The organism is Streptomyces sp. DSM 42067 (genome assembly GCF_055792885.1).
Genome location: NZ_CM147706.1, coordinates 4297519 through 4319152 on the forward strand (window position 1 = coordinate 4297519; position 21634 = coordinate 4319152).

Annotated in this window: 19 protein-coding genes; 9 read left to right on the forward strand and 10 right to left on the reverse strand. The window is 70.3% G+C overall.

The features are described 5' to 3' along the window. Nucleotides 1-129: 129 nt before the first annotated feature. The 6 genes from ACSMXV_RS19755 to ACSMXV_RS19780 all read left to right on the forward strand — a co-directional run bounded on the left by ACSMXV_RS19755 (nt 130) and on the right by ACSMXV_RS19780 (nt 6121). Nucleotides 130-1323 (forward strand): flavin-containing monooxygenase, encoded by a 1194-nt coding sequence (locus tag ACSMXV_RS19755; protein WP_473172700.1) that lies wholly within the window; start codon nt 130-132, stop codon nt 1321-1323. 67 nt (nt 1324-1390) lie between these two features. Further along, nucleotides 1391-3616: an acetate--CoA ligase family protein gene (locus ACSMXV_RS19760; protein WP_473172701.1), complete on the forward strand. Its 2226-nt coding sequence runs from the start codon at nt 1391-1393 to the stop codon at nt 3614-3616. Between the two features lie 244 nt (nt 3617-3860). Beyond that, the gene (locus ACSMXV_RS19765; RefSeq protein ID WP_473172702.1) at nt 3861-4703 is read left to right on the forward strand and encodes an enoyl-CoA hydratase/isomerase family protein; all 843 of its coding nucleotides are present in this window, start codon (nt 3861-3863) and stop codon (nt 4701-4703) included. A gap of 44 nt (nt 4704-4747) precedes the next feature. Next, the gene (locus tag ACSMXV_RS19770) at nt 4748-5365 is read left to right on the forward strand and encodes a flavin reductase family protein (protein ID WP_473172703.1); all 618 of its coding nucleotides are present in this window, start codon (nt 4748-4750) and stop codon (nt 5363-5365) included. A 91-nt stretch (nt 5366-5456) separates the two neighbouring features. Further along, nucleotides 5457-5726: a hypothetical protein gene (locus ACSMXV_RS19775; RefSeq protein ID WP_181658113.1), complete on the forward strand. Its 270-nt coding sequence runs from the start codon at nt 5457-5459 to the stop codon at nt 5724-5726. Then, nucleotides 5723-6121 (forward strand): PIN domain-containing protein, encoded by a 399-nt coding sequence (locus tag ACSMXV_RS19780; protein WP_473172704.1) that lies wholly within the window; start codon nt 5723-5725, stop codon nt 6119-6121. Before ACSMXV_RS19775 ends, ACSMXV_RS19780 begins: the two co-directional genes overlap by 4 nt. A gap of 1 nt (nt 6122) precedes the next feature. Here ACSMXV_RS19780 and ACSMXV_RS19785 read toward each other — a convergent pair whose 3' ends face one another. After that, a complete protein-coding gene (locus ACSMXV_RS19785) occupies nt 6123-7736 on the reverse strand; it encodes an MFS transporter (RefSeq protein WP_473172705.1) in 1614 nt (537 codons plus the stop codon). A gap of 71 nt (nt 7737-7807) precedes the next feature. On the opposite strand from ACSMXV_RS19785, the gene ACSMXV_RS19790 reads away from it, so the two are divergent. After that, the gene (locus tag ACSMXV_RS19790) at nt 7808-8986 is read left to right on the forward strand and encodes a GlxA family transcriptional regulator (protein ID WP_473172706.1); all 1179 of its coding nucleotides are present in this window, start codon (nt 7808-7810) and stop codon (nt 8984-8986) included. Between the two features lie 16 nt (nt 8987-9002). Here the strand turns inward: ACSMXV_RS19790 and ACSMXV_RS19795 are convergent, their stop codons facing one another. The 3 genes from ACSMXV_RS19795 to ACSMXV_RS19805 form a co-directional block, all read right to left on the reverse strand. Next, entirely contained in the window at nt 9003-10052 is a 1050-nt protein-coding gene (locus ACSMXV_RS19795) for a Zn-dependent alcohol dehydrogenase (RefSeq protein WP_473172707.1), read from the reverse strand. A gap of 16 nt (nt 10053-10068) precedes the next feature. Beyond that, nucleotides 10069-11445, reverse strand: a complete 1377-nt coding sequence (locus tag ACSMXV_RS19800; protein WP_473172708.1) for an acyl-CoA dehydrogenase family protein — start codon at nt 11443-11445, stop codon at nt 10069-10071. 186 nt (nt 11446-11631) lie between these two features. Then, a complete protein-coding gene (locus ACSMXV_RS19805; RefSeq protein WP_473172709.1) occupies nt 11632-12543 on the reverse strand; it encodes an SDR family oxidoreductase in 912 nt (303 codons plus the stop codon). A 105-nt stretch (nt 12544-12648) separates the two neighbouring features. Between ACSMXV_RS19805 and ACSMXV_RS19810 the strand changes: the two genes are divergently transcribed. Then, nucleotides 12649-13575, forward strand: a complete 927-nt coding sequence (locus tag ACSMXV_RS19810; protein WP_473172710.1) for a cyclase family protein — start codon at nt 12649-12651, stop codon at nt 13573-13575. Nucleotides 13576-14070: 495 nt separating this feature from the next. On the opposite strand, the gene ACSMXV_RS19815 is transcribed toward ACSMXV_RS19810, so the two are convergent. From ACSMXV_RS19815 to ACSMXV_RS19830, 4 genes are all read right to left on the reverse strand, one after another. Further along, complete coding sequence (locus ACSMXV_RS19815) at nt 14071-14616, reverse strand: ATP-binding protein (RefSeq protein WP_473172711.1); 546 nt, start codon at nt 14614-14616, stop codon at nt 14071-14073. Nucleotides 14617-14986: 370 nt separating this feature from the next. After that, entirely contained in the window at nt 14987-15934 is a 948-nt protein-coding gene (locus ACSMXV_RS19820) for an acyl-CoA dehydrogenase family protein (RefSeq protein ID WP_473172712.1), read from the reverse strand. Between the two features lie 7 nt (nt 15935-15941). Beyond that, nucleotides 15942-17123 (reverse strand): acyl-CoA dehydrogenase, encoded by a 1182-nt coding sequence (locus ACSMXV_RS19825; protein ID WP_473172713.1) that lies wholly within the window; start codon nt 17121-17123, stop codon nt 15942-15944. 9 nt (nt 17124-17132) lie between these two features. Next, nucleotides 17133-18326 (reverse strand): amidohydrolase family protein, encoded by a 1194-nt coding sequence (locus ACSMXV_RS19830; RefSeq protein ID WP_473172714.1) that lies wholly within the window; start codon nt 18324-18326, stop codon nt 17133-17135. A 314-nt stretch (nt 18327-18640) separates the two neighbouring features. Between ACSMXV_RS19830 and ACSMXV_RS19835 the strand changes: the two genes are divergently transcribed. Further along, complete coding sequence (locus ACSMXV_RS19835) at nt 18641-20176, forward strand: class I adenylate-forming enzyme family protein (protein ID WP_473172715.1); 1536 nt, start codon at nt 18641-18643, stop codon at nt 20174-20176. A 176-nt stretch (nt 20177-20352) separates the two neighbouring features. Here ACSMXV_RS19835 and ACSMXV_RS19840 read toward each other — a convergent pair whose 3' ends face one another. Next, nucleotides 20353-20865: an EF-hand domain-containing protein gene (locus tag ACSMXV_RS19840; RefSeq protein ID WP_473172716.1), complete on the reverse strand. Its 513-nt coding sequence runs from the start codon at nt 20863-20865 to the stop codon at nt 20353-20355. Nucleotides 20866-21059: 194 nt separating this feature from the next. Further along, on the reverse strand, nt 21060-21452 hold the full coding sequence (locus tag ACSMXV_RS19845) for an STAS domain-containing protein (RefSeq protein ID WP_473172717.1): 393 nt from the start codon (nt 21450-21452) through the stop codon (nt 21060-21062). Nucleotides 21453-21634 lie beyond the last annotated feature (182 nt).

The window sequence follows — 21634 nt, forward strand, 5'->3', positions numbered from 1 at the left end:
GTGCGTACGCAGTACCTCCGTGCACGGAAAGGGACCCGCACGAGCCCGGTTGACGCCCGTGATCGATTCGCAATCGGTTTCCGCCTCGACCATGTCCCTACCAGGGGCAACGCCGATACGCTCCCGCCCATGAACGACTCGACCACCCCCGCACACCCCTCGGTGCCGCACCACGAAGGCCGCCCCGTCTACGTGATCGGCGGCGGGCCCGGCGGGCTTGCCGCGGCCTTCGCGCTGCGGTCTCGGGGCGTACGAGCCGTCGTACTCGAGCGGACGGAGCACGTCGGAGCCTCCTGGCGCCGGCACTACGACCGGCTCCATCTGCACACCACCCGGCGGCTGTCCGCCTTGCCGGGACTGGCCATGCCGCGCTCCTTCGGGCGGTGGGTGTCGCGCGACAACGTGGTCCGCTACCTGGAGAAGTACGCCCAGTACCACGAACTCGAGATCGTCACCGGGGTCGAGGTGTCCCGCGTGGAGCCGTCTCCCGACGGCTCGGGCTGGCTGCTGCACGCCACGGGCGGACGCGAACTGACGGGCAGCGCCGTCGTGGTCGCCACCGGCTACAACCACAGCCCGCGTCTGCCCGACTGGCCCGGCCGCGGCTCGTACGCCGGCGAGCTGCTGCACGCCTCCGACTACCGCAACGCCGCGCCCTACGCCGGCCGCGACGTCCTCGTCGTCGGCGTCGGCAACACGGGCGCCGAGATAGCCGTCGACCTGGCCGAGGGCGGGGCCTCGCGGGTGCGGCTCTCGGTCCGCACGGCACCGCACATCGTGCGCCGGTCCACGGCGGGCTGGGCGGCCCAGTTCACCGGCATCCTGGCACGTCGGCTGCCGGTCGCGGTCGTCGACCGCCTCGCCCGGACCCTGGCGAAGGTCAGCGTCCCCGATCTGACGGAACACGGCCTGCCGCGACCGGACACAGGGCTGTACTCCCGCGTCAACGAGGGCTCCATCCCGGTGCAGGATGTCGGCCTGATCGACGCCATACGCAAGGGCCGCGTCGAACCGGTGGCGGCCGTCGAGTCCTTCGAGGACGGCAAGATCGTCCTCGCGGACGGCAGCCGCATAGGCCCGGAGGCCGTCATCGCGGCCACCGGCTACACCCGGGGGCTGCAGGAACTGGTCGGCCACCTGGACGTACTCGACGGGCGAGGCCGCCCGGTGGTCCACGGCGCACGCACGCCGGAGAACGCCCCCGGCCTCTACTTCACCGGATTCACCAATCCCATCAGCGGGATGTTCCGCGAACTGGCCATCGACGCGCAGAAGATCGCCAAGGTGATCGCCGGAAGAGCGTCGGCGCCAACCCGTTCCTGACTGGGCGTCAGTTCAGTAATCTGACTATGCGTCAGTTATTGACTGTCACACAGGAGCGGGCGGACCGATGCTTGGATCGACATACGGCACCCTGACCACCGACTCCCGCCGCACGCGCGTCGTGGCCTGCGGCGAGACCCTGCCGCCTGCCGTGCACGGCAGCGCCGCGACGGCCGGCGACCTGGATGTCAGCGGACGGCCGCTGAACGCCGCCGTGCCCGACCTGGACCGCCTCTTCCGCCCCGAGTCCGTGGCCGTCGTCGGCGCCTCGGACACCGAGGGGCGGCCGAACACGGGCATCACCAGGCAGCTGCTCTCCTGGGCCGAGCGGGTCGGCGCCCGGCTGCACCCGGTACACCCGACCCGTCAGTCCGTCTTCGGCATACCGTGCTTCCCTTCCGTCAGAGACCTGCCCGAACAGGTCGACCTGGCCGTACTGCTCGTCGCGGACCCCCTTCCCGTGATCGAGGAACTCGCCGAAACCAAGGTGAAGTTCGCGGTGGCGTTCGCCTCCGGGTTCGCCGAGACCGGCGAGGCGGGTGCGGACGCCCAACACCGGCTCACCGCCGCCGTCGAACGCTCCGGCATACGGCTGCTGGGCCCCAACACCAACCTCAACGCTTTCGAGCGGTTCCGCGAGGACCTGGACGGACCGGCGATCGCGCTGATCACACAGTCCGGGCACCAGGGCCGCCCCGTCTTCGCCCTGCAGGAACTGGGCATCCGCCTCTCCCACTGGGCACCGACGGGTAACGAGGCCGACCTGGAGACCGCGGACTTCATCTCCTACTTCGCCGAGCAGCCCGAGGTCGGCGCCATCGCCTGCTATGTCGAGGGCCTCAAGGACGGACGCTCCTTCCTGCTCGCCGCAGACCGGGCCGCCCGGCGAGGAGTGCCGGTCGTCGCGGTCAAGGTCGGCCGCACCGAGACCGGTGCCCGGACGGCCGCCTCACACACCGGCAAGCTGACCGGCGCGGACACGGTGGTGGACGCGGCGATGCGGCAGTACGGCGTGATCCGCGTGGACGGGCTCGACGAACTCCAGGACACCGCGGCCCTGCTGGCACGGGCCCGCAGGCCGGAGGCCGACGGGGTCGTCGTCTATTCGATCTCGGGCGGCACGGGCGCGCACTTCTCGGACCTGGCGACGGAGGCCGGGCTCGAACTGCCGACGCTCTCCGAGGAGAAACAGGCCGAACTGCACCAGTGGATACCCGAGTATCTGAACGTCGCCAATCCCGTCGACAACGGCGGGCACCCCGTGGGCGACTGGCGCGGACGCAAGATCATCGACGCGATCCTCGACGACCCCTCCGTCGGCGTACTGATCTGCCCGATCACCGGGCCCTTCCCGCCGATGAGCGACAAGCTCGCGCAGGACCTGGTGGATGCCGCGGAGCGGACCGACAAGCTGGTGTGCGTGGTCTGGGGATCGCCGGTCGGCACCGAGGACGCCTACCGCAACACCCTCCTCGGGTCCTCGCGCGTGGCCACGTTCCGGACCTTCGCGAACTGCATCACCGCAGTTCGCGCGCACCTGGACCACCACCGGTTCACCACCGCGTACCGCTCGCCCTTCGATGAGGCGCCCCGCACCGCGTCCCCCGCCTGCCGCAAGGCGCAGGCGCTGATGCGGCCAGGCCGGCAGCTGAGCGAGCACGCGGCCAAGCAACTGCTGCGCACCTACGGCATCCGCGTGCCGCGCGAGCAGCTGGTGACCAGCGCGGCCGCGGCCGTGCGCGCCGCCGGGCTCGTGGGCTATCCGGTGGTGATGAAGGCTTCGGGCGCGCAGCTCGGCCACAAGACCGAACTGGGCCTGGTGAAGATCGGGCTGACCTCGGCCAGCCAGGTCCGCGACGCCTACCGTGAGCTGACCGACATCGCCCGCTTCGAGGGCATCTCGCTGGACGGTGTCCTCGTCTGCCAGATGGTCGAGCGGGGCGTCGAGATGGTCGTCGGCGTCGCGCAGGACCCGCTGTTCGGGCCCACCGTGACCGTCGGCCTCGGCGGCGTACTCGTCGAGGTGATGCGGGACGCGGCGGTGCGCGTGCCGCCCTTCGGCGAGGACCAGGCACGGGCCATGCTCGGCGAACTGCGCGGGCGGGCCCTGCTCGACGGGGTCCGGGGGGCGCCCCCTGCCGATGTGGACGCGCTGGTCGAGGTCGTGCTGCGCGTTCAGCGGATGGCGCTCGAACTCGGCGACGACCTCGCGGAGCTCGACATCAACCCGCTCATGGTGCTGCCCCGTGGGCAGGGGGCGGTGGCACTGGACGCGCTGGCCGTGTGCCGTTGAGGTTCCTCGCGTATACACCGCAACCGGCGGCGGCGCGGGCGCCAGGGCCCGCACCCCTGCCCATGCTCGCGCCGCCCGTGCCCATGCCCGCCTCCGCGCCCCTGCCCGGGTCCACGCCCACTCCCCTGACCATGCTCGCGTCCGCACGCATGCCCGCGTCCGTACCCATGCGGGCGCCGACACCGATGCCCCCGCCCGCAACCACGCCCTAGCCCACCGCCGTACCGAACGGAGCCACTCCCCCATGACCGACGCCCCCCTCACGACACCCTCCCCCGACGACTCCCCCGAGAAATCCGTCGATTCATTGGTACTGCACGCCACTGACAACGGCGTCTTGTGGATCACGCTCAACCGGCCCGAAACCATGAACGCCGTCACCTGGGACCAGCGAGAACGCATCATTCAGCTGCTCGCCGACGCCTCCGCCGCCCCTGACGTACGAGCCGTCGTGATCACCGCCACCGGCAGGGGTTTCTGCGCGGGAGCCGATCTGCGCGGGGCCCCCTCCACCGCCGAGCGGATCCCGGGCGACGTGGCGAGGACGATCCGGCTCGGTGCCCAGCGTCTGATCGCGGCCGTCCTGGACTGCGAGAAGCCGCTGATCGCCGCCGTCAACGGCACGGCCGCCGGTATCGGCGCCCACCTCGCGTTCGCCTGCGACCTCGTACTGGCCGCGGAATCCGCCAAGTTCATCGAGGTGTTCGTACGGCGGGGACTGGTGCCGGACGGCGGGGGTGCGTATCTCCTCCCTCGTCTCGTCGGTCCGCAGCGCGCCAAGGAACTGATGTTCTTCGGCGACTCGCTCCCTGCCGCCGAAGCCGAACGGCTCGGGCTCGTCAACCGCGTCGTGCCGCCCGACGAACTGGAGAAGACGGCCCGCGACTGGGCACAGCGGCTGGCCGCCGGCCCGACCCGAGCCCTGGCCCTCACCAAGCACCTGGTGAACGCCTCGCTCGACTCGGACCGCGCGACGGCCTTCGCGGCCGAGGCCGCCGCGCAGGAGATCAACATGGCGACGGCGGACGCACAGGAGGGTGTGACCGCGTTCGTGGAGCGCCGCGCTCCGGCGTACAAGGGGCGCTGAACGACTTCACTTCTGACGTATCGTCAGATTCAATGGATGGCGTGATGGGACACGCAGGGATGGCGGCCACCGTCGTCCGATACCTGAGGTCTGTCGGGGCGCCCACCGCCGCCGCCGTCGAAGCGCTGCCACGGCCGGAGTTGCGTGCGGTCGGGGACGACGAGCGCGCGCCGGTCGATGCGGCCGAGTTCCGGCGCGTACTGGGGAGCTTCGCGACCGGCGTGACCGTCGTCACCGCCCGGGCCGGCGAGGAGGAGGAGGGCCCGGCGGGCTTCGCCTGCCAGTCCTTCTCGTCACTCTCCCTCGATCCTCCACTCATCGCGTTCATGGTGGCCCGTACGTCGACCACCTGGCCGCGCATCGCACGAGCAGGCGTCTTCTGCGTCAACATCCTGGGAGCACATCAGGGCGACTTGTGCCGCGGCTTCGCGGTGAGCGGCGGTGACAAGTTCGCGGGCGTCGACTACGACCCGGCACCGGTGTCCGGCTCGCCCCGCCTCTCCGGTGCGACTGCCTGGATCGACTGCACGATCCAGGCCGTGCACACCGGCGGCGACCATCTGATCGTGGTGGGGCGGGTGAACGCGCTGGGCACGCTGGACGACGGTCCGGGTGACCCTCTGCTGTTCCACCGAGGGCGGTTCGGACGGTTGAGCGACTGAATCCTCGATTCCGCAGATGACGCTCATCAGTGCGAGTGATTCGTACGATGGGGGCTGTTACGGAGCGTGGCGGGGCCTCTACCTTCGAGGCATGAACGAACCCACGCGCATCGACGTGTCCGAGCTGCACGAGCCCCACCGCCTGACGCAACTCGTCGCCGGTCCCTACCCGGTCGAGATCACGGATCACGGTGAGGTGATCCAGGTCATCGAGGGCGACAAGCCCTACCTCACAGCTGAGGAGATGATCCGGTTCTGGGAGTCCGGTGGCGGCATTGACCGCGAGATGCTGGACGAGATCGATGCCCTGTTCTCCGGCTCGGACGAGTACACCTCCGGAGACTCCGGTGACGTGTCGTGAGTAGTGAACTCGCCCTCGCAGACACCGGCTTCTTCGTGGGCCGCGAGGCGGGCCGCCCCATGGCCGCGGCGCTGCCCCGACGGTTCGGGGTCTCATCGATCACACTGGCTGAGCTGAGTCTGGGCGTCAGCACAGCCCGCGACGGGGAGACACGCGCGCGTCGGCTCGCGACCCTCCGCACAGCAGCCGGGCACCGGATCCTCGTGCCCGACCGTATCGTCGCCTCCGTCTGGTCGCAGATGATGGCCGAGATAGTCAGGTCCGGCCGCCGGCTGCCCAAGGCGCGCGTCAACGACGCCTGGATCGCGGCCACCGCCCGGGCCAACAGCATCCCTGTCATCACCCAAGACGACGGCTTCACCGCCTTCCCCGGCGTCCAAGTCATCCGCGTCTGACCTACGCCCCCGCCACCACCGGTGCCATCGCGCGCCCCTTCCTGATCACCAACGCCATCAACGCCGCCACCGCACACAGCGCGCCCGACGCGTACCAGACCATGTCGTAGGAGCCGAACACATCTCGGGCGACGCCGCCGAGGAAGGCCACCAGGGCCGCGCCGACCTGGTGGGAGGCCAGGACCCAGCCGAAGACGATCGCGCTGTCGTCGCCGTAGTGCTCGCGGCACAGGGCGAGCGTGGGCGGGACCGTGGCGACCCAGTCGAGGCCGTAGAAGACGATGAAGAGGATCATCGGCGGGTGGACGGAGGGGCCGCCGAGGGCGAGGAGCATCGGCAGGAAGAGGAGCGAGATGCCGCGCAGGGCGTAGTAGACAGCCAGCAGGCGGCGTGCCTCGAAGCGGTCGGTGAACCAGCCGGAGGCGATCGTGCCGACGACGTCGAAGACGCCGATGATCGCGAGCAGCGAGGCCGCCGCCGTGACGGGAATTCTCTCGTCGTGGGCCGCCGGGATGAAGTGCGTCTGGATGAGGCCGTTCGTCGAGGCGCCGCAGATCGCGAAGCTGCCGGCAAGCAGCCAGAAGGGACCGGTCCGTGCCGCGGAGAAGAGGATCGTGACCGCGCGACGAGCGGCACCCTGGACGGGCGGGGGCTTCTCCACGAACACCTCGGAGCCATACGGCTTCAGCCCCACATCAGCCGGATGGTCGCGCAGGAGCAGCCATACGAAAGGCACCACCGCCAGCGCGGCGAGCGCCACCGTCACCGCCGCCGGCCGCCAGTCGTGCTTCTCCACGATCCGGGACAGAAGGGGGAGAAAAATGAGCTGTCCCGACGCTGATGCGGCCGTCAGGATGCCCGTGACCAGGCCACGGCGCTCGGTGAACCACCGATTGGTCACGGTCGCCGCGAACGCCAGCGCCATCGAGCCGGAACCGAGACCGACGAGCACGCCCCAGCAGAGCAGCAGTTGCCAGGCCGCCGTCATCCATACCGTGAGACCGGAGCCGAGCGCGATCACGGTCAGCGCGACGGCGACCACCCGCCGGATGCCGAACCGGTCCATAAGCGCCGCGGCGAACGGCGCGGTGAGGCCGTACAACGCGAGGTTGACGGACACGGCGAGGCCGATCGTGCCGCGCGACCAGTCGAACTCCCGGTGCAGGGGGTCGATCAGAAGGCCCGGCAGTGAGCGGAAGGCCGCAGCGCCGATGATCGTCACGAAGGTGACGGCCGCGACGAACCAGGCCCAGTGCACCGGCAGCCTGCGCGTCCGCAGCGGGCGCGCGGTCGCGCCCGTCGCGCCGGTCCCGGTCGCGCCTGGCGCGCGGTTCGCCTCGGTCGCGCCGGTCCCGGTCGCACGACCCGCGCCGCTCGCGCCGGCTGAGCCGGTCAGGCCGTCAGGTTCGACACCATGGCGCGAACCGGCACCCCGGTCCAGCCCTTGTCCTGCCCCATCGGTCGAACGGTCCGCGCCCGGCTGTCCAGCCCCCTCCATCGAACGGCTCGGACCCGGCTTTCCGGCCCCCTCCGTCGAACGGTTCGGGCGGTCTGCGGTCAGCTCGTCCTGGGTGCCGGGCGCTGCGGTTGTCGGGGTCACGTCGTTCTGCGTCACGCCCTATAGCTTCCGTGTCCCTGTCACCGCGAGCGAGTGGCCCGGAAGACATCCTTCGCTAGGATCGGGCCATGACTGCCGTCCGCGCACTACGCAGACACCGCATCGTCGTCCTCGCCATGGACGGGCTGCTCCCCTTCGAGCTGGGCATCCCCCAGCGCATCTTCGGTCGCGCCCGGGATGCCGAGGGACGACGGCTGTACGAGGTCGTCACCTGCTCCGTCCGACCGCCGGGTCCGGTGCGTACGGACGCCGACTTCGACATCCTCGTCCAGAACGGGCCGGAGACGCTGGCCACCGCGGACACGCTCGTCGTGCCTGCCTCGTACGAGCTCGGTCCGGTCTTCGAAGAGGGCCGGCTCACGAAGGAACTGGCCGCCGCCCTCGCCCATCTGAGGCCGGGGACCCGGCTTCTCTCCATCTGCACCGGCGGCTACGTCCTGGCCGCAGCCGGCTATCTCGACGGGCGGCCCGCGACCACACACTGGGCTCACGCCGAACACTTCCAGCAGCTCTTCCCCTCGATCAAGGTCGACGCGGACGTCCTCTTCATCGACGACGGCGAGGTGCTGACCTCGGCCGGGGTGGCCGCCGGCATCGACCTGTGCCTGCATGTCGTACGCCGGGACCACGGCACCGCGGTGGCCAACGATGTCGCGCGCCGCACCGTCGTGCCGCCCCATCGCGACGGCGGGCAGGCGCAGTACATCCAGCGCCCGATCCCCGAGCCGCAGCAGGCCACCACGGCTGCCGCGCGCGCCTGGGCGCTGGAGCGGCTGCACGAGCCGATCCAGCTGCGCGACATGGCCGCGCAGGAATCCATGTCGGTACGCACCTTCACGCGCCGGTTCCGTGAGGAGGCCGGTGTCAGCCCTGGCCAGTGGCTGACGCAGCAGCGCGTGGAACGGGCCCGGCAGCTGCTGGAGTCCAGCGACCGCTCGGTCGACCAGATCGCACATGACGCCGGTTTCGGCACCGCCCAGTCCATGCGCCAGCACCTGCAGGCGGCTCTCGGCGTCACACCGACCGTCTACCGGCGCACCTTCCGCTCCACAAACCCACCTGCCAACCGGCCTGCCGCCCCGTTTGCGAATCCGCCCGCCGAACTGCCTGCGAATCCGCCCGCCAACCCGCCTGCCAACCCGCCTGCGAATCCGCTCGCCGAGCTCGCCAACCCGTCTGCGAACCGGCCCGCCAAACTGCCTGCCGATCCGTCTGCCCACGGGGTTGCCCACCGGGCTGCTTCATGAGGTGGTACCGCCACGCTCAGAACGTCAGTACGGCCCGCGCCACCCGTCCCTCGCGGGCGTCCTGGGTCGCCTTCGCGAAGTCCTCCACCGGATACGTCGTGGTCACCAACTCGTCCAGGAGCAGCCGGCCGTCCCGATACAGGTCCGCGTACAGGGCGATGTCCCGTTGCGGACGCGATGAGCCGTATCGGCAGCCGAGGATGGACTTGTCGAGGTACATCGACGAGACAAGGAACGACGCCTCGGCGGTCGCGGGCGGGACGCCGAGCAGGACGGCCTGGCCGTGACGGTCGAGCAGGTCGATCGCCTGCCGGATCAGCTCCACGCGCCCCACGCACTCGAACGCGTGGTCCGCGCCGTTCGGCAGTACGTCCCTGACGCTCTCCGTCGACGTGAGGAAGTGCGTGGCGCCGAACTGCCGGGCCACCGCCTCCTTCTCCGGGTTCGCGTCCACCGCGACGATCGTGAGGGCGCCCGCGATCCGCGCACCCTGGATGACGTTCAGGCCGATGCCGCCGGTGCCGATGACGAGCACGCTGTCGCCGCGGTCCACACGCGCGCGGTTGAGCACGGCGCCGACTCCCGTCAGCACCCCGCACCCGATCAGCGCCGCCGATGTGAGGGGGATCCCCGGTGGGATCCGCACGGCCTGTACCGCCTTCACGATCGTCCGTTCCGCGAAGGCCGAGTTGGACGCGAACTGGTACAGCGGCCGTCCGTCCCGTGCGAACGGCTGCTGCGGCATGCCGATCGCCTTCCGGCACATCGTGGGGCGTCCCCGGTCGCACTCCGCGCACGCCCCGCAGTTGGCCAGCGTCGACAGTGCTACATGGTCACCGGGCTGGACATGGGTGACGCCCACACCCACCGCCTCGATCACACCGGCGCCCTCATGTCCGAGCACCACAGGTATGGGGAAAGGTATGGTCCCGTCCACCACCGACAGATCGCTGTGACAGAGCCCGGCCGCGGAGACCCGGACGAGCACCTCACCCGGGCCCGGCTCCCGTATCTCCAGGTCGTCGACCACCTGGACCTGTTTCCCGTCGAAGATCACGCCTCGCATCACTGATGCACGCTCCTCATCGCGGCTCCCTGGGTAGGCCGAGCACCCGCTCGGCGATGATGTTGCGCTGGATCTCGTCCGAGCCGCCGTAGATCGTGTCGGCACGGCTGAAGAGGAACAGGCGTTGCAGCGCGTCGAGTTCGTACGGTGCGTCCGGCGACCAGTCCGCCGGTCCCACGGCAGCGGCGGCGCCTCGGACCTGCATCGCAAGCTCGCCGAGCCGCTGGCGCCAGCCGCCCCACAGCAGCTTGGCGACGCTCGGCGCGCCCGAGTCTGAGCCCGCCCCCGGCCCGGAGCCCGCGCCCGCCCTGGAGCCCGCCCTCGGCCCGGAGCTCGTCCCCGGTCCCGGCCCCGACCCCGATCCCGAGCTCGCCCCTGGCCCCGGACTGCCCAGCGTACGAAGGGCGTTCCAGCGCATCGTGCGCAGCTCGGCCCACTGCCGTACGAGGCGGTCCCGCAGCAGGGGGTCGGCCACCGCACCGGAGGTGACGGCGAGCCGGACGACGCGCATCAGCTCCTCCGCGAACCCGATCTGCTGGGCCAGAGTCGACACACCGCGCTCGAAACCGAGCAGCCCCATGGCGACGCGCCACCCGTTGCCCTCGCCACCGACGACGTGCCCGGCGTCCGCCACCGCGCCGTCGAAGAAGACCTCGTTGAACTCGCTCGTGCCGGTCATCTGCCGGATCGGCCGGATCTCGATACGGCCGGGCTGGTCCATCGGCACCAGAAGGAACGACAGTCCGTGGTGACGGCGCGCCGTGGGGTCCGTGCGCGCGAGGACGAAGCACCAGTCGGCCTCGTGCGCGAGCGAGGTCCAGATCTTCTGACCGGTGATGCGGTAAGTGGCCGGGGCGGCGCCACCGGCGACGTTGTCGCGTACCGCCGTCGTGCGTACCGCCGTCGTTCGTATCGCCGTCGTGCGTACCGCCGTCGTGCGTACCGCCGTCGTCCGTACGCCCGCGAGGTCCGACCCCGCGCCGGGCTCGCTGTATCCCTGGCACCACAGTTCCTCGCCCCGGGCTATCGACGGCAGAAACCGCTGTTTCTGCTCCTCCGTGCCGTAGGCGAGGAGGGTGGGGGCCAGGAGGTTCTCGCCGATGTGGCCGTAGCGGGCGGGCGCCTGGGCGCGGGCGTACTCCTCGGCCCAGACGACCTGTTGGGTGAGGGTCGCGCGGCGGTTGCCGTATCCCTCGGCGTCCCAGCCGAGGCCTATCCAGCCGGACGCGCCCAGTTCCCGCTCCCACGCTCTGCGGGCATCCGTGCTCTCGTGTTCGCTTCCCGGGCCTCCTCGGCCTGCTGCTTCGGCGTACTCCTCTGTGAGGTGTTCGCCGAGCCAGGCCCTTGCCTCGGCCCGGAAGGCCTCGTCCTCCGGGCCGAACCGGAAGTCCATCCCCGCCTCCTCCGTTGTCGGGGTTGCGCCCTCCCTACCCCGGGATCAGGTCTCACGCGCGGGAGCCGCCGTCGGGGGTTGTGGCCACCCGTTCCGCCCTGCTTCCGCCCTGCGGAACGCCTGGCCACCACGGGAGCGGCGCACGTGCCCACGCATGCAAGCCCCCTACGCCACAGCCGGAAACCCCTACGCGTTCGGCCGTTCCTTCGCTGCTGCCGCCCTCGCCATCTCCTCGAGTCGGGCCAGCATCGGCATCGGGTCCGTGCCGACCGTGCCGGGGAGGAAGTCGGCGATCTTCTCCGGGGTCCAGGCTCCGTCCGCGTACCCGGCGCGCAACTCGCGCGGCTGCGCCCACACGGCGATCTTGGGGCCGGCGATCGTGTACACCTGCCCGGTGATGTTCTCCGCCTGCGCGCGGTCGCTGAGCAGATAGACGACCAGAGCGGCCACGTCCTCGGGCTCGCCGATCTCCTTGAGCTCCATGGGGACGCCCGCAGACATGCGCGTACGGGCCACAGGGGCCACCGCGTTCGCCGTCACGCCGTACTTGTGCAGGCCGAGTGCCGCGCTGCGTACGAGCGAGATGATGCCGCCCTTGGCCGCCGAGTAGTTGGCCTGGGACACCGAGCCCTGATGGTTGCCGCTGGTGAAGCCGATGAGGGCCCCGGAGCCCTGCTTGCGCATGACCGCCGAGGCGGCGCGGAAGACCGTGAAGGTGCCCTTGAGGTGCGTGGCCACCACGGGATCCCACTCCTCCTCGGACATGTTGAAGAGCATGCGTTCGCGCAGGATGCCCGCCACGCAGACGACGCCGTCGATCCGCCCGTACTCCGCCAGCGCCACGTCGACGAGCCGCTGGCCGCCCGTCATCGTGGAGATGTCGTCGGCGACCGCCACCGCCTCTCCGCCCGCGGACTCGATCTCCTTGACCACCGCAACGGCTATCTCGCTGGCCGGTTGGGCGCCCTCGACCGAGACGCCGTAGTCGTTGACGACGACTTTCGCGCCTTCCGCGGCCGCGGCGAGGGCGACCGCCCGGCCGATACCGCGCCCTGCGCCGGTCACCGCGACGACCTTGCCTGCCAAGAAGTTCCCCACGTCCGGCCCCTTCCCGAGTTTTCTGACGGACCGTTAGATTCGATGCCGAGCCGATTCTACGACCCGTCAGATACCTCGACACAAGCCCCGGGGAGGGACCGACCCATGTCGCTGCCGGACGAGTTCCACGACATCGCCAAGCGCGTCAACAACTGGGGCCGCTGGGGCGCCGACGACGAGATCGGCACGCTGAACCTGATCACGGACGAAGTCGTACGGGAGGCGGCCGCGACCGTCCGTACGGGGCGCCGGGTGGCCCTCGCGCTGCCCCTCCAGCAGGACGGCGTGCAGACCGGCATGATCCCGGGCCGGGTCAACCCCCTGCACGCCATGGTGCAGATCAACCAGGAGATCTTCGGCCCCGGTACCGTCGCCTGCAGCGACGACGCCGTGACGATGGGCCTGCAGGCGGCGACCCATTGGGACGCCCTCACTCATGTCTCACACTCGGGGAAGATCTACAACGGCCGCCCCGCGAGCACCATCACGCCGCACGGAGGAGCCGGGTTCAGCGGTATCGACAAGCCGCGGCACATCGTCTCGCGCGGGGTCCTGCTGGACGTGGCCCGCGCACACGGCACGGACCGGCTCGACGGCGCTCACGCCGTGACCCCCGAGGATCTCGAAGCCGCCGAGGAGTTCGCGGGCACGACGGTACGGGCAGGCGACATCGTCCTCGTACGCACCGGGCAGATCCAGGCGTATCTGGCAGGGGACAAGCACGCATACGGCTATCCGTCCCCCGGACTCTCCGTGCGGACGCCCGAGTGGTTCCACGCCCGCGATGTTGCGGCGGTCGCAAACGACACCCTGACCTTCGAGATCTTCCCGCCGGAGATCGAGAACCTGTGGCTGCCGGTGCACGCGCTCGACCTGGTCGAGATGGGAATGCTGCAGGGCCAGAACTGGAATCTCGAGGAGCTCTCCGAGGCCTGTGCGGACGAGGGGTGTTACAGCTTCCTGCTGTCCGCCATGCCCGAGCCGTTCGTCGGCGGGACGGGAACTCCCGTGGCGCCGGTCGCGATCCTGTAGCCCAGCGCGATCGCAGAGCGGGCTGGAGGGAAGCGATGGAGTGGCGGCGCGCCGCATCCGCCCCGAGCACGGAACCACGCACCGCCATCCAACTCCGGCGTAACGGCACCGCATCCCCTGTGCCCCCGCGAGGTGCCGCCGCCACGCCGCGATCCACACTCGCCGAGGACCCCCGTGATGGACGCCCTCGGCGTCCCCTCGCCGCGAATCGCTGACCACAAGGGTGATGAATCGGACACCTCACGTCAACACCCGCTCGGGTGTTATGTAAGTTATGCCTGATTTATGGGGGCGCGCATGGGAGCGCACAGGGGCGCGATCTCGCGCGCACTTCAACTCGGGGCTCAAGCTCCGGCGCCTCACGCCGCCTGCTCAACGGCCTCTGCTGCACGGACCCCTGCCACAGGACCCGCAAGACGCGTAAGACGCGCATGACCCGCGAGACCCGCAAGACGCGCATGACCAGCATGACCCGCACGGTGCGCGCAACCTCTGCTACACAGCTTCTGCCTGCACGGCTTCGTACGCCGCACCCTCGTACCGCGTACCCCCGTGCGCCGCACCTTCGTACGCCGGGCCTTCGTACCCCGCACCGCCGTGCACCGTCGCCTCGTACGACGTGGTGGTCGTCGCCGGTTCACAGCGGTCCACCTCGCACCAGATGCGCTTGCCCGCTCCTTCGTGCTGCCAGCCCCAGCGGTCGGCGAGCCCGTCGACCAGGGCAAGGCCGCGTCCGTTCGTCTCGTCGCCGTCGGCCTGCCGCGGCCGCGGGGCCCGGGCGCTGGAGTCGGCGACCTCGACACGGACCGTGCCGGGAGGCGTTGCGGGCACGCCGGGGAGAAGCATGCGCAGCACGGCGGGGCAGCCGGTGTGCACAACGGCGTTGGTGACCAGTTCGGAGACGAGCAGGACAAGCGTCTCGGCCAGCGGTTCGTCGGCCTCTATGCCCGACCCGGCGAGCCGCGACCGGGCCCATCTCCGGGCCCGCCCCACTTCCGCGGGGTCGGGCCGGACCTCGATCTGAACCTGAAGCACCTGCACCGCTCACACCATCCGAACCGGCGGACACATCGCCTCGCGCCTCCACGGGGTCACGGACCGTGATCCCCTTGTGAGACAGCATGGTTGACGTACAGTCACCCCAACAAGCGCTTCGGGCATATTCCAGCGCGAAGGAGTACGCGTGCGGCATACTGTGCGACGCGTGCTGCGGGGGGTCGAACAGGCGGGCACGTGACGTCGCCATGCCCTGCGACCGGCGCGCATCACCCGTTCCGGCGTCGCCCCAGGGGCAACTCCGGGATGGCTCAGTCTCGGAACCGGTCGCATCCCACACAAGGTACCCGAGCCGGGACGTGACTCCTTGCTGTGACGAGTCACGCGTAGGACACAACCGTGTATCGACGCAGGGTTACCGTTTCTCCGGTACCAGCAGGTCCGCTGCCAGAGACTCCTCGTGCGCCACGGTGCTCTGCCCCCGCCGGGCCCTCACCCATGCCCGTTTCAGGTACATATGTACGTCGGCCTCCCAGGTGAAGCCCATGCCGCCGTGGATCTGGAGGCAGTCGCGGGCCCCGCAGACGGCCGCCTCGTCGGCGAGGAGCCGGGCGGCGGCGATGTCGAGCGGGTCGGCGGTCACGGCGGCGGCGTAGACCGCGGCGCGCGCCACCTCGGTGCGTACGAGCATCTGGGCGCACAGGTGCTTGACCGCCTGGAAGGAGCCGATGGGCCGGCCGAACTGCTGTCGTTCGCGGGCGTACTGGACGGCCATGTCGCAGGTGCGGGTGGCGCCGCCGAGTTGCTCGGCGGCGGTGAGGAGCGCGGCCGTGTCCGAAGTGGGCGGGCCGTCGGCCGGTACGGCGTCAGCGCCCGCCCCCGGCATAGCGTGCAAGGGCGTCAGCGGATCCACCGAGCGCAGGGGCACTGCCCCAGAAGCGTCTCCCTGTACGACATCCGCCTCGTTCAGCCACTCCACCACCGCCCCGCTCCCGACCCCGTCCACTGCCGTGACCACTGCCGTGACCACGGTCAGGCCCTCGGCGGCTCCCGGGACGGTGCCCGCGGCGAGGTGTGTGGCGATGAGTGGGCCCGGCAGCAGGGCACGCCCCGCCTCCTCGAAGGCAAGTACGGCCTCGGGGAGTCCGAGTCCGACGCCGCCGTCCGCTTCCGGGAGGCACAGCGCGAAGAACCCGGCCTCGCCGAGCTCCCGCCACAGGCCGCGGTCAAGACGGGCCCCCGACCCGTCCACGCCGGCCTCGTCGACGGCCGCACGCAGCGCCTCGCGCCCGAACCGGCCGGCCACCAGCTCCCGTACGCCCTTCTGCAAGGCGCACTGCTCGTCCGTCAGTTGGAAGTGCACCCCGAACTCACCCGTCCTTCCGTCCGTTCCGGTCCTTCGGGAGGCCGAGGATGCGCTCGGCGACGATGTTCTGCTGGATCTGCGACGTTCCGGCGGCGATGGTGTACGAGAGCGAGGACAGCCGGTCCAGGGTCCACTCGTGGGACAGGTCGAGGGAGTCGGGACCGAGGACCTCGGCCGCGGTGTCGTACAGCTCCTGGCGGGCGTGCGAGTACCGCAGTTTGAAGACCGAGCCGCCAACGCCCGGGACTCCGCCGGTCCTCTCCGACTCGCTCACGTTCCACTGGGTCAGCCGCCACAGGGCCCGGAACTCCGCGTTCAGCCGGCCCAGGCGGCGCCTGAGCACGGGGTCGTCCCAGCGGCCGTTCTCCCGTGCCTGGCGGGCCAGCTCTCCAAGCACCCGCCGGCAGGCCACGACCTCGCCGACGAACGCCGTGCCGCGTTCGAAGGACAGCGTCACCATCGTCACGCGCCAGCCATCGTTCTCCGCGCCCACCCGGTTCCCGACCGGAACGCGCACCTCGTCGAGGAAGACCTCCGCGAACTCCGTCGAGCCTGCGAGGGTCCTCAGTGGCCGGACCGTGACGCCGGGCGCGTCCATGGGCATCACGAGCCAGGTGATGCCGCGGTGCTTGGGCACGTCGTCGCTGACGGGCTGCGTGCGCACGAGCAGTTCGCACCAGTCGGCGACCTCGGCGTGCGAGGTCCAGATCTTCGATCCGGTGATGACGTAGTCGTCGCCGTCCCGGACCGCCCTCGTACGCAGGGACGCCAGGTCCGAGCCCGCGTCCGGTTCGCTGAAGCCCTGGCACCACACCTCCTCGCCGCGCAGGATCGGCGGCAGCCAGCGGCCCCGCTGCTCCGGCGCCCCCTCCGCGGCGATCGTGGGTCCCGCGTGCAGCAGGCCGACGAAGTTGGCGCCCACGTAGGGCGCGCCCGCCCGTTCCGTCTCCTCCAGGAAGATCAGGTGCTGGGTCGGGGTCGCTCCGCGGCCGCCCGCGTCGACGGGCCAGTGCAGCCCCGCGTACCCGGCGTCGTACAGCATCCGCTGCCAGCCGAGGTCGTACGCCCTGCGCGCGGGCCAGTCGCCGGGGTCGGGCTTCGGCGGGAGTCCCGGCAGCACCTTGGTGAGCCACTCGCGCAGCCCGGCCCGGAACTCTTCCTCTTCCTCCGTGTACGTGAGGTCCACGTGCGCGCTCTACTTGTCGAAGTCGAGGTCGAGCATGCGGATGGCGTTGCCGCGCATCAGCTTGTAGACCGTTTCGTCGTCGAGGCCCTTGACGTGGTCGAGGGCCACCTCCTTGGTGTGCGGGAAGGTCGAGTCGACATGCGGGTAGTCGGTCTCGAACGTCGCGTTGTCCCGGCCGACCACGTCCAGCGAGGCGACGCCGTGCTTGTCGCGGAAGAAGCAGCAGAAGATCTGCCGGTAGTAGTACGTCGACGGGGGCTCGGGGATCAGATCGCGCACCCCGCCCCAGGCGCGGTGCTCCTCCCACACGTCGTCGGCGCGCTCCAGGGCGTACGGGATCCAGCCCATCTGGCCCTCGCTGTAGGCGAGCTTCAGCCGCGGGAACTTCACGAGCACCCCTGAGAACAGGAAGTCCATCATCGAGGCCATGGCGTTGTTGAAGGACAGCGACGCCTGGACGGCGGGCGGGGCGTCGGGGGATGCGGCGGGCATCTGGGACGACGACCCGATGTGCATGTTCACGACGGTGCCGGTGTCCTGGCAGACGGCGAAGAACGGGTCCCAGTAGCCGGAGTGGATGGACGGCAGCCCGAGGTGGGTCGGGATCTCGCTGAAGGTCACGGCGCGCACCCCGCGGGCCGCGTTCCGCTGGATCTCGGCCACCGCGAGGTCGATGTCCCACAGCGGAATGAGGCACAGCGGGATGAGCCGGCCGCCGCTGTCGCCGCACCACTCCTCGACCATCCAGTCGTTGTAGGCGCGTACGCAGGCGAGGGCGACCTCCTTGTCGTGCGCCTCGGCGAAGGTCTGCCCGCAGAAGCGGGGGAAGGTCGGGAAGCAGAGCGATGCCTCGACATGGTTCAGGTCCATGTCCTTCAGCCGCTCGACGGGGTCCCAGCAGCCGCGCCGCATCTCGGCGCGCGTGATGCCCTCCAGCGTCATCTCGTCGCGGTCGAAGCCGACGGCGGCGATGTTCCGCTTGTAGGGGAACTTGAGGTCCTCGTAGATCCACCAGTCGGTCGGGGGCCCGTCCGGGTCCATGGTGATCTGGTACTTGCCGCCGACGTACGCGAGCTCCCCGATACCGGCGGTGAGGGGCTTGGGGCCGCGGTCCCGGTACTTCTGCGGCAGCCAGGTCTCGAAGAGATGCGCCGGCTCGATCACATGGTCGTCGACGCTGATGATCCGAGGCAGTTCGGTCATGTGTCCGTGTTCCCTCCGGCGTTTCCGGTGGCCCGTCGGCGCCCGTCGTCGCTGATCAGCCTCATCATTTCTGACGGTTCGTCAGATACCTGCTGAGGTCAGGCTAACCCCGCACCCCTGGACCGACAAGGCGACGGGCCCTACGCTCTCCGCACGATCTGACGCAACGTCAGCTACGGGGCGAGTGAGCCGAAGGGGCGCGCCGGTGTCGAGAGGTCGAACGCGCGGAGGCCCGAAGGGCTGAGCACGATCGAGCTCTCGACACCGGCTCTAGCGCCCCGGAGGCGAACCGAGCCACAAAAAAGGGGACCGCCGTGACCGACACCGCACACGCACTGGGCGCATCCCGGACGCTCTGGGAGCTCGTCGACCGCCGCGCCGCACTCACCCCCGAAGCCCCCGTCCTGTTCCAGGACGACCGGAGCCTCACCTTCGGCGCCCTGCGGGACCGCGCCGAGCGGGTCGCGGCCGGCCTGTACGACATGGGCGTACGCCCCGGCACCGTCGTCGCCTGGCAGCTCCCCACGCGTATCGAGACCGCGCTGCTCTCCTTCGCGCTGGCCCGGCTCGGCGCGGTGCAGTCACCGGTCATCCCCTTCTACCGGGACCGTGAGGTGGCCTTCGCGCTGACGGAGTCGAAGGCCGAGTACTTCGCGGTACCGGGCGTCTGGCGTGGCTTCGACCACACTGCGATGGCGCGACGGCTCGGCGCGAAGGACGTCTTCGAGGCGTACGACTCACTTCCCGACGGCGACCCCGCCATCCTGCCCCCGCCGCCCGCCGACGGCACCGCCGTGCGCTGGATCTACTGGACGTCGGGCACCACATCGGACCCCAAGGGCGTGCTGCACACGGACCGTTCGCTGATCGCGGGCGGCTCCTGCCTGGCCCACGCGCTGCGCCTCTCCACCGACGATGTCGGCTCGATCGCCTTTCCGTACGCCCACATCGGCGGCCCCGACTACACCGTCATGCTGCTGCTGTACGGCGTACCGGCCGTCATGTTCGAGCAGTTCGCGCTGCCGGAGGCGCTGGAGGGCTACCGGCGGCACGGCGTGACCGTCGCGGGCGGCTCGACCGCCTTCTACTCGATGTTCCTCGCCGAGCAGCGCAAACAGCCCGGCCGGAAGCTCATCCCTACGCTGCGCCTGCTCGCGGGCGGCGGTGCGCCGAAGCCGCCCGAGCTCTACCACGCGGTCGTACGGGAGATGGGCTGCCAGCTTGCGCACGGGTACGGCATGACCGAGGTCCCCATGATCACGATGGGCGACCCGGAGGACACCGCCGAGAACCTCGCGACCACGGAGGGCCGTCCACCCGAGGGAATGGAGATACGGATCACGGACGGGAACGGCGATCAGGTGCCCACGGGGACGGACGGAGAGGTGCGGCTGCGCGGAGAGGCCGTCTGCCAGGGGTATCTCGGCCCGGTACAGAGCGCGGAGGTCTTCGACGCCGACGGTTTTCTCATCACCGGCGATCTGGGGCATCTCACGCCCGGTGGACATCTGGTGCTGACCGGCCGCGTCAAGGACGTCATCATCCGCAAGGGCGAGAACATCTCCGCGAAGGAGATCGAGGACCTGCTCCATCAGCATCCGGCGGTGGGCGATGTCGCGGTGATCGGGCTGCCGGACCCGGAGCGGGGCGAGCGGGTCTGCGCGGTGGTGGAACAGCCGGCGGGCGCGGAGAAGCTGACCTTGGAGACCGTCACGGCCCATCTGCGGGCGGAAGGGCTGTCCGTGCACAAGCTTCCCGAACAGCTGGAGCTGGTGGACGCACTTCCGCGCAACGAGACCCTGCGCAAGGTCCTCAAGTACAAGCTGCGCGAGCGGTTCGCGGGGGCGTGAGCCGGCTGCTGGGGCCGGCTCCACGCCGGTTGCGTAAGAGAAAACGGTGAAGGTTCGTCACTGGGGAACGGTGAAGGTTCGTCACTGGAGAACGGTGAAGGTTCGTCACTGGAGAACGGTGAAGGTTCGTCACTGGAGAACGGTGAAGTCCGTCACTCGAGAGCGGTGCGGATTCGCTACTCGGGGACGGTGAAGTACCGCGCGAACGCGGTCACGATCTCCGCTTCCATGACCCGGCCGTCGCCGTCCGAGTCGAGGGTCGCGGCGGCCGCGGCGGCGACGTCCTCGGGCACGCCGAGCACCTTCAGTACCCGTGCGGTCTCCTCGACGGTGGCCGCGCCGTCCCCGTCGCCGTCCGCGACGGCCAGCGCGGCGTGCAGGAAGGGGCGGGCGATCTCGGCGAACCGGTCCGGGTTGTCACGCAGGCGCTTCACGGCACCGTTCACGAACTCGTCGCGGGTGATCCGCTGATCGCCGTCCCGGTCCGCGATCCCGGCCATGCCCTGCCAGAACGCCTCCGCGCCGATGTACAGAGCCTGGCCCCTGTCGCACCGGGCCGTCGTACCGAACTCGGCGAGCAGCGACTTGGCGGCGCTGCTGAAGTCCTCGCGGTCGATATAGCCGTTGCCGTCCTGGTCGAACGTGGCGAAACGGGCAGCGATCCTGCGTTCGTACTCGGTGCTGACCATGTGTTCTCGGGCCGCCTTACCTCACTTGGTGGTGTATCTGGCAGGGAGCGTACGACGCCGGGGCGGGTTCGGGAGCCGGAAAACGACGCTTGTACCAAGACCGCAGGAATTCCGGGACAACAGCGTGGCACTGCGATGGCGTGATGTGATCGATGCCGCACAGCGGGAGGCCGCCTGGGATCAGGCGCCGGCCCTCACGCGGAGAGAGGGCCGGCCTCGTCGTCGACGGCCGATGCCGCGTCGGGATAGACGTCGAAGAGCCGGCGTACGCCCAGGGCGGCGAGGACCTTGTTGACGTGGGCGCCTCCCCCGCTCGCCGAGCCGTCGTCGGCGCCCTGCGCGGGAAGTATCAACCGCAGCCGGCCCTGGCAGGAGCGGATGAGACGGCGCGTGGCGATCAGGACGCCGACCCCGCTGGAGTCGCAGAAGAAGACCTCGGAGAGGTCCAGGACGAGGCTGCGGCGGCCGTCGGCCACGGCGTCGTGCACCCGCTGCCGCAGCAAGGGGGAGGTCACCAGGTCCATTTCACCCGATACGGACAGAACGACCCACTCGCCCTTGACTCCTTCTCTCACGCTCAGTGTCACGTCACGTCCTTCGCCAGTCGATCCGGAAGCTTCACCTTCGCTTCCCTTCGCGGCTGCCCGGCCGCCGTTCCACGAAACACCCCGGACGAAACCCCTTGGTACGGCCCCCCTCGCGAGGGATCCGGTGCGGCACCCGTCACGGGGAGATCTGATGGAGCACCTCGTGAAGCACCTTGCGCATT